At 63.9% G+C, this 13,900-nt stretch carries 15 protein-coding genes; 10 read left to right on the forward strand and 5 right to left on the reverse strand.

The window, feature by feature from the left end; genetic code table 11:
• Positions 1–14 precede the first annotated feature (14 nt).
• From Q0T48_RS21735 to hisD, 9 genes are all read left to right on the forward strand, one after another.
• Positions 15–740 carry a VacJ family lipoprotein gene (locus Q0T48_RS21735; protein WP_295961100.1) on the forward strand — a complete coding sequence of 242 codons (726 nt, stop codon included), beginning with the start codon at positions 15–17 and terminating at the stop codon, positions 738–740.
• A gap of 126 nt (positions 741–866) precedes the next feature.
• Entirely contained in the window at positions 867–1,505 is a 639-nt protein-coding gene (locus tag Q0T48_RS21740) for a phospholipid-binding protein MlaC (protein ID WP_295961103.1), read from the forward strand.
• A 1-nt stretch (position 1,506) separates the two neighbouring features.
• Positions 1,507–1,779, forward strand: a complete 273-nt coding sequence (locus tag Q0T48_RS21745; protein ID WP_295961106.1) for an STAS domain-containing protein — start codon at positions 1,507–1,509, stop codon at positions 1,777–1,779.
• Between the two features lie 48 nt (positions 1,780–1,827).
• Positions 1,828–2,766 (forward strand): ABC transporter ATP-binding protein, encoded by a 939-nt coding sequence (locus Q0T48_RS21750; RefSeq protein WP_295961109.1) that lies wholly within the window; start codon positions 1,828–1,830, stop codon positions 2,764–2,766.
• A complete protein-coding gene (locus Q0T48_RS21755) occupies positions 2,763–3,518 on the forward strand; it encodes an ABC transporter permease (protein ID WP_295961112.1) in 756 nt (251 codons plus the stop codon). The genes Q0T48_RS21750 and Q0T48_RS21755 overlap by 4 nt, the downstream gene beginning before the upstream one ends.
• Positions 3,519–3,523: 5 nt before the next feature.
• Complete coding sequence (locus Q0T48_RS21760) at positions 3,524–3,766, forward strand: BolA/IbaG family iron-sulfur metabolism protein (RefSeq protein WP_295961115.1); 243 nt, start codon at positions 3,524–3,526, stop codon at positions 3,764–3,766.
• An 18-nt stretch (positions 3,767–3,784) separates the two neighbouring features.
• Positions 3,785–5,065: a UDP-N-acetylglucosamine 1-carboxyvinyltransferase gene (gene murA / locus Q0T48_RS21765; protein ID WP_295961118.1), complete on the forward strand. Its 1,281-nt coding sequence runs from the start codon at positions 3,785–3,787 to the stop codon at positions 5,063–5,065.
• Complete coding sequence (gene hisG / locus Q0T48_RS21770) at positions 5,062–5,712, forward strand: ATP phosphoribosyltransferase (protein ID WP_295961121.1); 651 nt, start codon at positions 5,062–5,064, stop codon at positions 5,710–5,712. Before murA ends, hisG begins: the two co-directional genes overlap by 4 nt.
• A gap of 5 nt (positions 5,713–5,717) precedes the next feature.
• Positions 5,718–7,040 (forward strand): histidinol dehydrogenase, encoded by a 1,323-nt coding sequence (gene hisD / locus Q0T48_RS21775; RefSeq protein ID WP_295961124.1) that lies wholly within the window; start codon positions 5,718–5,720, stop codon positions 7,038–7,040.
• Between the two features lie 89 nt (positions 7,041–7,129).
• On the opposite strand, the gene Q0T48_RS21780 is transcribed toward hisD, so the two are convergent.
• Positions 7,130–8,809, reverse strand: coding sequence for an asparagine synthase-related protein (locus tag Q0T48_RS21780; RefSeq protein ID WP_295961128.1), 1,680 nt, complete (start codon positions 8,807–8,809; stop codon positions 7,130–7,132).
• Between the two features lie 36 nt (positions 8,810–8,845).
• The gene (locus tag Q0T48_RS21785; protein WP_295961130.1) at positions 8,846–10,000 is read right to left on the reverse strand and encodes a hypothetical protein; all 1,155 of its coding nucleotides are present in this window, start codon (positions 9,998–10,000) and stop codon (positions 8,846–8,848) included.
• 94 nt (positions 10,001–10,094) lie between these two features.
• Here Q0T48_RS21785 and Q0T48_RS21790 point away from each other — a divergent pair, with 94 nt between their 5' ends.
• Entirely contained in the window at positions 10,095–11,312 is a 1,218-nt protein-coding gene (locus Q0T48_RS21790; RefSeq protein ID WP_295961133.1) for a glycosyltransferase, read from the forward strand.
• Here the strand turns inward: Q0T48_RS21790 and Q0T48_RS21795 are convergent.
• The 3 genes from Q0T48_RS21795 to Q0T48_RS21805 are packed head-to-tail and all read right to left on the reverse strand — an operon-like array spanning position 11,251 to position 13,815.
• Positions 11,251–12,597: an ATP-binding protein gene (locus Q0T48_RS21795; RefSeq protein ID WP_295961136.1), complete on the reverse strand. Its 1,347-nt coding sequence runs from the start codon at positions 12,595–12,597 to the stop codon at positions 11,251–11,253. The genes Q0T48_RS21790 and Q0T48_RS21795 overlap by 62 nt on opposite strands.
• Positions 12,594–13,253, reverse strand: coding sequence for a response regulator transcription factor (locus tag Q0T48_RS21800; RefSeq protein WP_295961139.1), 660 nt, complete (start codon positions 13,251–13,253; stop codon positions 12,594–12,596). The genes Q0T48_RS21795 and Q0T48_RS21800 overlap by 4 nt, the downstream gene beginning before the upstream one ends.
• Before the next feature lie 46 nt (positions 13,254–13,299).
• A complete protein-coding gene (locus Q0T48_RS21805; RefSeq protein WP_295961141.1) occupies positions 13,300–13,815 on the reverse strand; it encodes a universal stress protein in 516 nt (171 codons plus the stop codon).
• Between the last annotated feature and the right edge of the window lie 85 nt (positions 13,816–13,900).

Raw genomic sequence — 13,900 nt, forward strand, 5'->3', positions numbered from 1 at the left:
CTCCATTAAACACTATGAAAAATATAGCTAGATACGCAACCATTACCTGCGCTACCGGCATTTTTGCCCTTGTTTCCGGTTGTGCCACCGGCCCCCAGGCGAACCCGCGCGACCCGCTGGAGCCAATGAACCGCCAGATTTTCGGCTTCAACGAGGTGGTGGACAACGCCGTGGTCAAACCCGTGGCCAAGGCCTACACCTATGTTTTCCCGTCGCTGGTGCGCCAGGGCGTGACCAATTTCTTCTCTAACCTGGGCGAGGTTTGGAGCACGGCCAACAACGTCTTGCAGTTCAAGGGCCGCGCGGCTGCCGAAAGCTGGATGCGTTTCAGCATCAACAGCGTGTTTGGCGTGGCGGGCATTTTTGACCTGGCCACCGACATGGGGTTGGAGCGCCACAAGGAAGATTTTGGCCAGACGTTGGGTGCGTGGGGCGTGCCGTCGGGCCCGTACCTGGTGCTGCCCTTGTTTGGACCGTCCACCTTCCGCGATACGGCAGCGTTGCCTGTCGACATGCAGGGCAGCCTGCTCAACGCCGTGCCGCACTCGGGTGACCGCGATCGGCTGGCCGGCCTGAACCTGATCGACATCCGTGCCAACCTGCTGCGCGCCGGCGCGGTGCTGGACGAGGCCGCGCTGGACAAATACAGCTTCACCCGCGACTTCTACCTGCAGGTGCGCCGCAGTGAGATTTACGACGGCAATCCACCCGATCTGCCCGCGCCAGACGCACCCAAATAAGCACCCAGGTCCGCAAGCCACTGTGTAAGCACTGTGCAAAGCGGACTTGTAACCACCGCCTTTGCGTCAACCTGTGGGGGCGCACTTCCATTATTGCAATGCGGGATTCCCGCCGAGAAAGTTTGTATGAAACGTCGTTTATTGGGCCAGTTGGCCGCCGGTTTGCTGTTTACCGTGGCCGCTGTCACGTCGATGGGGGCCCTGGCCGCCGACGAAGCGCCCGACGCGCTGGTCAAGCGCATCTCCACCGAGGTGCTGGACACTATCAAGGCCGACAAGACCCTGCAGCAGGGCAATGTGAACAAGATCATGGTTTTGGTGGACACCAAGATCATGCCCAACGTGAACTTCCAGCGCATGACCGCCTCGGCCGTCGGCCCCGGCTGGCGCCAGGCCACGCCCGAGCAGCAAAAGAAGCTGCAAGACGAGTTCAAGACCTTGTTGGTGCGCACCTATTCGGGCGCTTTGGCCCAGGTCACCAGCAACCAGGAAATCAGCATGAAGCCCTTCCGCGCAGCGGCGGAAGACAAAGAAGTGCTGGTGCGTACCGAAGTCAAAGGCCGTGGCGACCCGGTCCAGCTCGACTACCGGCTGGAGAAAACCCCCGGCGACGGTGCGGGCTGGAAGATATTCAACCTGAACGTGCTGGGTGTGTGGCTGGTGGAAACCTACCGCAGCCAGTTCGCCAGCGAGATCAACGCCAAGGGCGTAGACGGCCTGATCGCCAGCCTGACCGCGCGCAACCAAGCCAACGCAAAGAAGTGACATGCTGGTGCTGCCTGCTGAGCTGACCCACGCGCAGGCCACGGCCTCGCTGCGCATGCTGCTGCAGAGCCTGCGCTCGCAGAGCGGCGCGGCGGTGGTGGTGGACGCGACCGCGCTGGCCCGGTTTGATTCGTCGGCCCTGGCCGTGCTGCTGGAATGCCGCCGAGAAAGCTTCAGCTTGGGCCGCTCGTTTGCGGTGCGCGGCTTGCCTGCGCGGCTGGCCGCCCTGGCAGGCCTGTACGGCGTAGCCGAATTGCTGCCTGCTACGGCCTGAAAACCTTACCCGGCGGCATCTGGGGCCTGCCGTTAAAATCATTGGCCCATGCCAGCTATATCCTTCCAGCAGGTCTCCAAGACCTACCCTAGCCCCCGCGGCTCCCAAAAACCCTCACTCACCGCCCTCGACAGCGTTAGCTTCGATATCGCGCAGGGGGAATTTTTTGGTCTGCTCGGCCCCAACGGCGCGGGTAAAACCACGTTGATCAGCATTCTGGCGGGCTTGAACCGCGCCACCGGTGGCAAGGTGCTGGTGCACGGCCACGATGTGGCCAAAGACTATGCCCAGGCCCGCCGTCAGCTCGGCGTGGTGCCGCAGGAGCTGGTGTTCGACCCGTTTTTCAACGTCCGCGAGGCGCTGCGCATCCAGTCCGGCTATTTCGGCGTGAAGAACAACGATGCCTGGATCGACGAGCTGCTGGACAGCCTGGGCCTGGCCGACAAGGCCAACGCCAATATGCGCCAGCTCTCGGGCGGCATGAAGCGCCGTGTGCTGGTGGCCCAGGCCCTGGTGCATAAGCCGCCGGTGATCGTGCTCGACGAGCCCACCGCCGGGGTGGACGTGGAACTGCGCCAGACCCTGTGGCAGTTCATCGCCAAACTCAACAAACAAGGCCATACGGTGCTGCTCACCACCCATTACCTGGAAGAGGCCGAGGCCCTGTGCTCGCGCATCGCTATGCTGAAACAAGGCCGCATCGTCGCCCTGGACCGCACCAGCGAGCTGCTGAAAAATGCGTCCAGCAATGTACTGCGCTTCAAAGTCGATAGCGAACTTCCTACGGCGCTGGCGGAGCAGGCGCGGATTACGGGCCGTATCGTGCAGTTCCCCGCACACAACGCCGCCGAGATCGAGCGCTACTTGGCGGCAGTGCGTGAAGCCGGGCTGACCGCCGAGGACGTGGAGATCCGCAAGGCCGATCTGGAAGACGTTTTCCTCGACGTGATGACCAACGGCTATGTGGCCAGCGAGGTGGCAGCATGACCGGCTGGCAAACCCTGTTGTACAAAGAATCGCTGCGCTTTTGGAAGGTCGGCTTCCAGACCGTGGGCGCGCCGGTGCTGACCGCCGTGCTGTACCTGCTGATCTTCGGCCACGTGCTCGAAGGCAAGGCCTTGGTCTACGGCACCATCAACTACACCGCCTTTCTGGTGCCCGGCCTGGTGATGATGAGCGTGCTGCAAAACGCCTTTGCCAACAGCTCGTCGTCGCTGATCCAGAGCAAGATCATGGGCAGCCTGGTGTTTGTGCTGCTCTCTCCCTTGTCGCACTGGGACTGGTTCTGGGCCTATGTGGGCTCGGCCGTGGCGCGCGGCCTGCTGGTGGGGGCGGGCGTGTTTGCCGTCACCGCCATCTTTACCGGTGCGAGCTTTGAGGCACCGCTGTGGATCATCGTATTTGCGGTGCTGGGCGCGGCCCTCATGGGTACCTTGGGCATCGTCGCCGGGCTGTGGGCCGAGAAATTCGACCAGATGGCAGCATTCCAGAACTTCGTGATCATGCCCATGACGTTTTTGAGCGGCGTGTTCTATTCCATCCACTCCCTGCCACCTTTCTGGCAAGCCGTGAGCCACCTGAACCCGTTTTTCTACATGATCGACGGCTTCCGCTACGGCTTCTTTGGCGTGAGCGACGTGTCGCCCTGGCTCAGCCTGGGCATCGTCGGCGCATCCCTGGTGGTGGTGAGCGCCATCACGGTGAACCTCTTGCGCATCGGCTACAAAATCCGCGGATAACAAAAATGACTGCTGAAGAACTCCAAACCATTATCGCCGCGCACCTGCCCTGCGAGCACATTGCCCTGGAAGGCGATGGCCGCCACTGGTACGCCACCATCGTATCCAGCGAGTTTGAAGGCCGCCGCGCCATCCAGCGCCACCAGCGGGTCTATGCCACGCTGGGTGCCAAGATGCACACCGACGAAGTGCATGCGCTGTCGATGAAGACCTACACGCCTGCCGAGTGGGCAGCCTTGCCCCAATAGTTTTTTAGAGCTTTCCCCATGGACAAATTACTTATTCGCGGTGGCCGCACCTTGCAAGGTACTGTGCGCATTTCCGGTGCCAAAAACGCCGCCCTGCCCGAACTCTGCGCCGCGCTGCTGACCGCCGAGCCCGTGACGCTGACTAACGTGCCGCGCCTGCAAGACGTGTCCACCATGCTCACGCTGATCCGCAACATGGGCGTGACGGCAGAGCGCACAGAAGACGGCACCGTCACCATCAACGCCCGCGATTTGTCGTCGCCCGAAGCCCCGTACGAGTTGGTCAAGACCATGCGCGCCTCGGTGCTGGCCCTGGGCCCGCTGCTGGCCCGCTTTGGCGAAGCCACGGTGTCCCTGCCCGGCGGCTGCGCCATCGGCTCGCGCCCGGTGGACCAGCACATCCTGGGGATGCAGGCTATGGGCGCTGAGATCGTGGTCGAGCACGGCTACATGATCGCCAAGCTGCCCGCAGGCCGCACCCGCCTCAAGGGCTGCCACATCACCACCGACATGGTCACCGTGACCGGTACCGAGAATTTCCTGATGGCCGCTACCCTGGCCGAAGGCGAAACCATTCTGGAAAACGCCGCGCAAGAGCCGGAGATATCCGACCTGGCCGAAATGCTCATCAAGATGGGTGCCAAGATCGAAGGCCACGGCACCCACCGCATCCGCATCCAGGGCGTAGACAAACTGCACGGCTGCACCCACCAGGTGGTGGCCGACCGCATCGAGACCGGCACCTTCTTGTGCGCCGTGGCCGCCACCGGCGGCGACGTGCTGCTGCAGCACGGCCGCGCCGACCACCTCGACGCGGTGATCGACAAGCTGCGCACGGCCGGTGTCACCGTGACCCCCGAGGCCGACGGCATCCGCGTGCAGTCTGCGGGTCCGGCCCACACCCACCTGAAGGCGCAGAGCTTTCGCACCACCGAATACCCCGGTTTCCCCACCGACATGCAGGCCCAGTTCATGACCCTGAACTGCGTGGCCCAGGGCCCCAGCAAGGTGACCGAAACGATTTTTGAAAACCGCTTCATGCACGTCAACGAGCTGGTGCGCCTGGGAGCGCACATCCAGATCGACGGCAAAGTGGCCGTGGTTGAAGGCATTGCCAAGCTATCCGGTGCGACCGTGATGGCCACCGACCTGCGCGCCTCTGCCAGCTTGGTGATTGCCGGTCTGGTGGCCGAGGGCGAAACCGTGGTGGACCGCATCTACCACCTGGACCGCGGCTACGACCAGATGGAAGCCAAGCTACGCGGCATCGGTGCCGACATCGAGCGGGTGAAGGCATGATCACCTTAGCCCTCTCCAAAGGCCGCATCTTTGACGACACGCTGCCGCTCTTGCGCGCCGCAGGCATCGAGGTGCTGGACGACCCCGAAAAATCCCGCAAGCTGATTCTGGACACCAACCAGCCCGGCGTGCGCGTGCTCATCGTGCGCGCCTCCGACGTGCCCACCTACGTGGAAAACGGCGGTGCCGACCTGGGCATCACCGGCAAAGACACGCTGATCGAACACGGCGGCCAGGGCTTGTACCAGCCGCTGGACCTGCAAATTGCCAAATGCCGCATCAGCGTGGCGGTGCGCAACGACTTCGACTACGAGCGCGCCGTCAAGCAGGGCTCGCGCCTGCGGGTGGCCACCAAATACGTGGCGATTGCGCGCGAATTCTTCGCCGCCAAGGGTGTGCACGTCGATTTGATCAAGCTCTACGGCAGCATGGAATTGGCTCCGCTGACCGGCCTGGCCGATGCCATCGTCGATCTGGTGTCCACCGGCAACACGCTGCGGGCCAACCACCTTGTCGAGGTCGAACGCATCATGGACATCAGCTCGCGCCTAGTGGTGAACCAGGCCGCGCTCAAGCTCAAGCAAGCCCCCATCCGCGCCATGATCGACGCTTTTGCAGCGGCGGTGGCAGCGCAGGCCAAAGCATAAATACTATGAATTTCGTAGCTACTCCCGCACGTCTTTCCAGCGCTAGCAGCACTTTTGAGGCTGAATTCAAGGCCCGCCTGCACTGGTCGGCCGAGGCGGACACGGCAATTGAAAAAGTGGTGGCCGACATCCTGGCCGACGTGCAGCAGCGCGGCGACGTGGCCGTGCTGGAGTACACCAACCGCTTCGACGGCCTGCAAGCGAATACGCTGGCCGAGCTGGAGCTGACCCAGGCCGAGCTCAAAGCCGCCTTCGACACCATCCCTGCGAAACAGCGCGAAGCCCTGCAAGCCGCTGCCGCCCGCGTCCGCAGCTACCACGAGGCGCAGAAAAAAGCCTCGGGCGAGAGCTGGAGCTACCGGGATGCGGACGGCACCCTGCTGGGCCAGAAGGTCAGCCCGCTGGACCGCGTGGGCATCTACGTGCCCGGTGGCAAGGCCGCCTACCCATCCAGCGTGCTGATGAATGCCATTCCCGCCCACGTGGCCGGTGTGGCCGAGATCATCATGGTGGTACCCACACCGCGCGGTGAAAAGAACGCCCTGGTGCTGGCCGCTGCCTATGTGGCCGGGGTCACCCGCGCCTACACCATCGGCGGCGCGCAGGCTGTGGCCGCGCTGGCCTATGGCACGGCCACCATCCCCAATGTGCACAAGATCACCGGCCCCGGCAACGCCTACGTAGCCGCCGCCAAGCGCCGTGTGTTTGGCACGGTGGGCATCGACATGATTGCCGGGCCCAGCGAGATTCTGGTGCTGGCCGACGGCACGACCCCGCCCGACTGGGTGGCCATGGACCTGTTCAGCCAGGCCGAACACGACGAGCTGGCGCAAAGCATCCTGCTGTGCCCCGACGCAGCTTACATCGACCAGGTGCAGGCTTCCATCGACCGCCTGCTCAACGAAATGCCCCGCGCCGAGATCATCGCCAAGTCACTCAACGGCCGCGGCGCGCTGATCCACACGCGCAGCATGGAAGAAGCCTGCGAGATCAGCAACCGCATCGCCCCCGAGCACCTGGAAGTCAGCTCTACCGACCCGCACCGCTGGGAGCCGCTGCTTAAGCACGCCGGTGCCATCTTTTTGGGGGCCTACACCTCGGAGAGCCTGGGCGACTACTGCGCCGGCCCCAACCACGTGCTGCCCACGTCCGGCACGGCCCGTTTCTCCAGCCCGCTGGGGGTCTACGACTTCCAGAAGCGCAGCAGCCTGATCGAAGTCAGCCAGGCCGGTGCGCAGGAATTGGGCCGCATTGCCGCCGAGCTGGCTTACGGCGAAGGCTTGCAGGCCCACGCCCGAGCGGCAGAGATGCGTTTAGACAAAATATAAGCCTTTTTTCAGGCATGAAAATAGCAGCTGGCGCAGGTTCTATCTGTACCAGCCGCTATTTTTTTTGATGTTAAAAAAGAGAGCGTTTCTCAGGTTGGCATTTTGTACTCTGGCGCATGCGCCTGCAGCCACTGCTCTAGCATCATCAAAATCCACACCATCTCGCCAAAGTAGCCGGGGTGCTCCTGCAGCCGCTCGGTCAGCAGGCTGCGGATGAATGCGGGGCGCACGATGTTGCGGGTGGCCAGGCTGTTCAGTGAATCGGTGGCGACGGCGCGCAGGCCGTCGTGGCGGGTGGCCCACACGCCGAAGGGCAGGCCGAAGCCCTGCTTCTTCTTGGTCAAGATTTCGTCGGGCAGGAAGCTGCGCAGGGCTTCCTTGAAGAACCAGCGCAGCTTCAGTCCCTTGAGTTTGTATTCCAGTGGCAGCTTGAGCGAGAAGTCCAGCAGCGCCTCGTTCAGCATGGGGAAGCCCACGCCCAGGCCCGCCAGTTTGGTGGTGCCGCAGACCTTGGGCAGGTCGCTTTCGGCCAGGGTGTAACGCCAGTCGAAGGCCAGCATGCGGTTGAGCTGGCTGCCGGTGGTGGGCAGGCTCCAGATGCCGCGCTGCTGCTCGGCCGGGCCCTGAATGTTGACTTGGCTCAGGAAAGCCGGGGTCAGCACGTCGTTCACACCCAGGCGCAGCAGCAGGTTGTACATCTGCAGGCGGTCGGGCAGCGGCACTTTGGCCTGTTCGACGTAGCTGGAGGCTTTGCTGAGCAGGGAGATGCTGCTCTCGGCGGTCCTGGCCAGTACCGGCTCCATCAAGCCGCTGCGGATGCCGCTGGGCAGCATGTCGTACCAGCCGAACACGCGCTGCTTGGCGTAGCGGCTGTTGCCGCCAAAGAGTTCGTCGCCGCCGTCACCGGCCAGGATTTTGGTTACGCCGTCGTCTTTGGCTTTGCGGGCGCAGTAGTACGAGGGCAGGGCGGACGAGTTTCCAAAGGGCTGGTCGTAGGAGCGGGCCACGTCGGCAATGCTGCGCACCAGGTCGTCGGGGGTGACGTAGTACTCGTGGTGCTCGGTGTTGAAGTGGCGTGAGGCCAGCCGGGCGTATTCCATCTCGTCGTAGCCCTCGGCATCGAAGCCGATGGAGTAGGTGGCGGCTTTTTGGCCTTGCTTGCCGCCGATCTCACTGAGCATGCCGGCCACGGTGGAGCTGTCGGTACCGCCGCTCAAGAAGCAGGCCGCCTTGCCGCCGTCGAGCTGGGTGCTGACGGCGTTGCGCACCAGGCCGCGGAATTCTTCGCGCAGGCTGCTGAACGAGGCGCTGCGCGGCTCAATGAAGGTGGGCACCCAGTAGGGGGCTACCGTCAGCTTGCCGTGCTCAAACAGCGCGTAGTGGCCCGGCGGTAGGCGGAATACGCCTTTGAAGATGGTGCGCGGCGACGGGATGGCGTGGAAGTACAGGTAGTCAAAGATGGCCTGCGGGTCGATATCGGCACCATCGGCCAACTCATCCGCACGGCCTGCAAAGCGGATTTGCCCGTCCACCACCCGGTAGCACAGGCTACGGATGGCAAAGCGGTCCACCGCCAGAAAGGTGCGCCCCGAGGGCTCTTGCAGCCCCACCGCGAAGTCGCCCGTGGCCTGCAGCGCGGCGCTGCTGGCATCGGCTGCACAGGCAGCTTGCCAGGCGGCCAGCGGGCCGTCGGTGCTTGCCAGCGCGGCCAGACGGGCATCGGTAAAGCGGGGGCTGCCGAGAACCAGGGAGGGGGTGTGTGAGGACATAGTGGGGACGTAAAAAACAGGGTGGGCAGCACCGGGCTAGGGCCGGGGCGCTTGCAGGAGCTGCATCGCTCCGGGATTATGCGGGGCAATACCCAGTGCAATGCTTTTGGCGGTGTGACTATATTCACGCTGCGCTTGCAGGTTTTTGTCCAGGGTGATGGCTTTGCCCACCAGTGGCGAGCCCGCCCGCAGCCGGTACTCGCCACCCGGCGCAAAGCTGCTGCGGTCGGTGTTAAAGTTATTGCGGAAGTCGCCCGGCGTGGTGGCCCGCAGCGGCGCGGTGCCGATCAGCAGGTTGTTCACGGCCAGCACGGCATCGGCACCGGGTTTGACCCTCAGCCAGATGCCGCCGCTGGGCAGGTCGTCCACAAGGGTGTTGTAGGCCAGGCTGAGTTGGTTGAAGGGCCAGGCATAGCCCTCCGCTCCGAAAGAAATCAGCACCGGGTTTTCGGTCAGCGGGCCTTGCTGGATGGTGTTGCCCACCACCACCGCCACCCCGCCGTTGGGAAACTCCAGCTCGTAGCTGGCGCTGCCGCCGTCGTCGGTCAGGCGGTTGTACAAAATCTGGCTGATGGCCGCGCGGCTTTTCAGCAGGTGGCCGGTGCGGGCGTGGTGCAAGTAACTGCCGGTAATAGTTGCACGGGCGATCTGGCCGATGTAGAGGTTGTGGTTGTGTCCGTCGGGGCGCATGTTGTAGGCAAATTCGCTGTTCTCTACTTCCAGCACGGCGTTGGGGTCGTTGCTGGTGAGTAGGCCCATTTCGTTGTGCGTGAAGCTGCAGTTGCGTACCACCAGCCAGCCGGATTCAAAGCGGATGCCCGCGCCGTTGCGGCCCGCCACCTGCACACCTTCAAAGTCAAAGCCTTCCACCGTGAACTTCGGCGAACGCACTACCCAGATGGCTTTGTCTTCGGCCGCCACGCCATTGGCCCGCAGGCGCACCCGGCCGCCCACGGCGCGCAAGGTCAGATTGGGTTGAGTCCACACCGCCACATCGCCCACGTACTCACCTGCATCTACTTCAATCGTGGCACCTGCGCCCGCTAATCTTGCAGCAGCAGCTATTGTTTTGATAGTTCTTTGGGGGCCGACCTGGAGTGTGTTGACGGTGCCCTGGGCCATGGCCGCGCCGCACAGCAGCAGCCACAGGGCAAAAAAACGGGCGTAACGCAGAAGAGGGGTAAATGCCATAGGTGCAAGGCATTCTGCCGGATGCCGTGTCACGCTTCTACCCGTATGATCTCTCAGCAGAAATTTACAAGGTTCCCGTGTGAAAACAGTTTTGATGATCGCTTACCACTTTCCGCCGCTGGCGGGCAGCAGTGGTATCCAGCGGACCTTGCGCTTTGTGCAGCACCTGCCCGCCCTGGGCTGGAAGCCGGTGGTGCTGACTGCCGACCCGCGCGCCTATGCGCGCACCAGCCCTGATTTGATGCGCGACGTGCCCGAAGGCACCGTGGTGCGGCGCGCCTTCGCCCTCGACACCGCGCGGCACCTGAACATCCAGGGCCGCTACATGGGCTGGATGGCCCGGCCCGACCGCTGGATCAGCTGGCGCTTTGACGCAGTGCGCCAGGGTCTGCAACTCGTCAAGGAATTCAAGCCCGACGCGATCTGGTCTACCTACCCGATTGCCACCGCCCACGTGATTGCCCAGCAGTTGCACCAAAAGACCGGTCTGCCCTGGATTGCTGACTTCCGCGACCCGATGGCGCAAGACGGCTACCCCGCCGACCCCGTGACCTGGCGCAGCTACCAGCGTATCGAGCAGGAGGCGGTCGAGCAGGCCAGCCGCAGCGTCTTCACCACCCCCGGCGCGGCCCAGATGTACCGCGAACGCTATCCCCAGGCCGCCAGCCGCATCACTGTGCTGGAAAACGGCTACGACGAAGAAAGCTTCGCCCACGCGCCCGCCGTGGCGACCCGCCCGCTGACGGACGACCAGCCCGTGGTACTGCTGCACAGCGGCATCGTCTACCCGTCCGAGCGCGACCCGACCCAGCTGTTCCAGGCCCTGCAGCGCCTCAAGGCCAGTGGCGGCCTGACGGCGCGGCAGTTGCAAATCCGTTTCCGCGCCTCGGCCCATGACGACATGCTGACCCAGCTGGCCAGCCAGCACGGCGTGCAGGACTTCATCGAGCTCAGCCCCGCCGTGCCTTACCGCGAGGCCCTGAGTGAGATGCTGTCGGTCGATGCCTTGCTGGTCATGCAGGCCAGCAACTGCAACGCCCAGATTCCGGCCAAGATTTATGAGTACCTGCGTGCGGGCCGCCCCATCCTCGGCCTGACTGACCCGGTGGGCGACACCGCCGGCGTGCTACGTGGTGCCGGGCTAGAAGCCATGGCGCGCATCGATTCAGTGGATGAAATTGCGGCCTTGCTGCCGCCGTTTGTGGCCGCTGTGCGGGCCCATGCGGTGCGCCTGCCCGACCCCGCCGCCGTTAAGAACGTTTCACGCCAGGGCCGGTCGCAGGCGTTTGCGGAGTTGCTGGCGGGTTTGTAAACACCAGCGCCACCCGCAGCCCGCCCAGCGAAGGCGATGCGTCTAGCCGCAGTTTCGCGCCGTGCGCCTGGGCAATCGCCTGCGCAATCGCCAGACCCAGCCCGCTGCCACCCGCCGTGGCTTCGGCGCTGCGGTAGAAGCGGTCAAACACCTTTTCCAGATCGGCGGGCGCAATGCCGGGACCGGAGTCTTCCACGGTCAGCACGGGCACGCCGTTGTCCGAAGTGATGGCAACGTCCACCCGGCCCTGCGCGGGGGTGTATTTCAGCGCGTTGTCCAGCAGATTGCGCAGCAGGATGCGCAGCGCGTCGGGGTGGCCCATGACCCATGCGATCCAGGTGGGCTGGCTGGGGGCCACACCCAAATCCAGGTTGCGCGCCTGGGCTTGTGGCAGCGCCTCTTCCACGGCCAGTTGCACCAGGTCTTGCAGGTTAATGCGCTCAGCGGGCGTATTAGTAGCGGCTTCCTGGCGGGCCAGCACCAAGAGCTGGTTCATCAGGCGCACCGCGCGGTCGATGCCCTGGTGCAGGCGGGCAATGGCGACGCTGCGGGTGGGCGCGTCAGGCGCGCGGTTCAGCGCCTGGGCTTGCAGCTTCAGGGCGGTGAGCGGCGAACGCAGCTCGTGTGCGGCATTCGCCACAAACGATTTTTGGGCATCGAAGGCGGTGTGCACACGGCCAAACAGCAGGTTCAGCTCGCGCACCAGGGGCAGCACCTCGTCGGGCAGGTCGGCTTCGGGCAGGGGTGACAGGTCGTCCACCGCGCGGGCGGCCACCTGCTGGCGGGTGCGTTCCAGCGGCTTCAGGGCGTGGCGTATCGCCCACCACAGCGCGATCATCAGCAGCGGCGCCATGATGGCCATGGGCAGCATGGCGCGCACGGCCAGGGCACGGGCGCGGGCCTGGCGGGCGCTCAGGTCCTGGGCGATCTGGATGGTTTGCACCGGGGTCTGGATGGAGTAGACCCGATAGCGCGTGCCGTTTTGCTCCACATCCGAAAAGCCCAGCACGGCCTGCGGCGGCAGGGGGTTGCGGTGCGACTGGAACAACTGCACGCCGGTGGGGCTCCAAATCTGTACCTCGTACTCGGCATCGTCGGGGTCGTCCGGCGCGGTTTGGCTGGGTGCGCCATTGCGCAGCGCAAAGGCCATTTGCTGCAGGTGGTAGTCGAACATTTCATCGGCTTGCTGCAACGCACCGCGGTAGGCGGATGCGGCCTGGAACAGCGCGGCCACCACGATGGCGGTCATTACCGAACCCAGCAGGCGGCGGCGTATCGAATTCATGGTCTAGGCATCACGTAGCCCAGGCCGCGCACGTTCTGGATCAGCTCGGCCCCCAGCTTTTTGCGCAGGCCGTGGATGTAGACCTCGACGGCGTTGCTGCTCACATCGTCTTTCCAGCTGTAGAGTTTTTCTTCCAGCTGCGCCCGCGAGAACACCACGCCGGGGCGGGCCATCAGCGCCTCCAGCACCGCCCATTCGCGGTTGGACAGGGTGATGGGCCGGCCGTCGCGGGTGGCTTCGTGGGTGGCGGGGTTCAGGCGCAGGCCGTGCACCTCTAGCACCGGGTCGGCGCGGCCTGCGCTGCGCCGGGTCAGGGCGCGGATGCGGGCCAGCAGCTCGTCGATGTCGTAGGGCTTGAGTAAGTAATCGTCGGCCCCAGCATCTAGCCCGGCAATGCGGTCGGCCACCGCGTCACGGGCGGTGACCACCAGCACGGGGATACTGTCTTTGCGCTGGCGCAGGGCTTTGAGCACGTCCAGCCCGTCGCGCTGGGGCAGGCCCAGATCGAGCAGCACCAGGTCATAGGGCGCGCTGCGCAAAGCGGTGTCGGCCATCACGCCGTCTTTCACCCAGTCCACGGCGAAGTGCTCGGCGCGCAGTACGTCGAGCACGGTTTCACCGATCATGGGGTCGTCTTCTACCAGGAGTAAGCGCATAGGTGGGGCAGTATGCGCAGGCGGGCTTAGACCGAACTTAAGGGTTTTAGCGAGCGACCAGCACCGGCAGCGTGGATTCGGCCAAGACCTTGGTGGCGATGCTGCCCAGCACCAGGCGGGCAATGCCGGTGCGGCCATGGGAGCCGACGACGATCATGTCGGCCTTTTCGGCCAGGCTGTATTCCACGATGCCGATGGCCACGTCGCGCTCTTCCACCACCACGGGGTGAAAGCCTATCGGGCTGCCTTGCTGGCACAGCGCGGCCACCTTGGCGTGGGCCGATGCGGCCTCTTCTTGCGCGGCCTGCTTGTAGTAGTTGAGCCCCTGGGAGTTGACTTCGCCCATGCCCAGATACGGGTACGGGTCCACCGCGTACAGCGCGGTCAATTTGGCTTCGAATTTACGCGCCAGATCCACCGCCATCGTGACCGCATGGTCCGAAGCGGCCGAGCCGTCGGTGGCTAACAAGATGTGTTTCAGCATGTGGAGCCTTTGCGCAAAGTGGTTGAAGAAACCCCATTGTGCGGCCGATACCGAGGCACTGCCTTTGATGTGTCTCAAGGGCGTATGGAGGTCAATTCTTTCCATATATAATGTATACACTTAATAGTAAGAAAGTAAATTAATACATTTTGTATGCATTTAT

The sequence above is a fragment of the Rhodoferax sp. genome (assembly GCF_025354435.1).
Taxonomy (GTDB): Bacteria; Pseudomonadota; Gammaproteobacteria; order Burkholderiales; family Burkholderiaceae_C; genus Rhodoferax_B.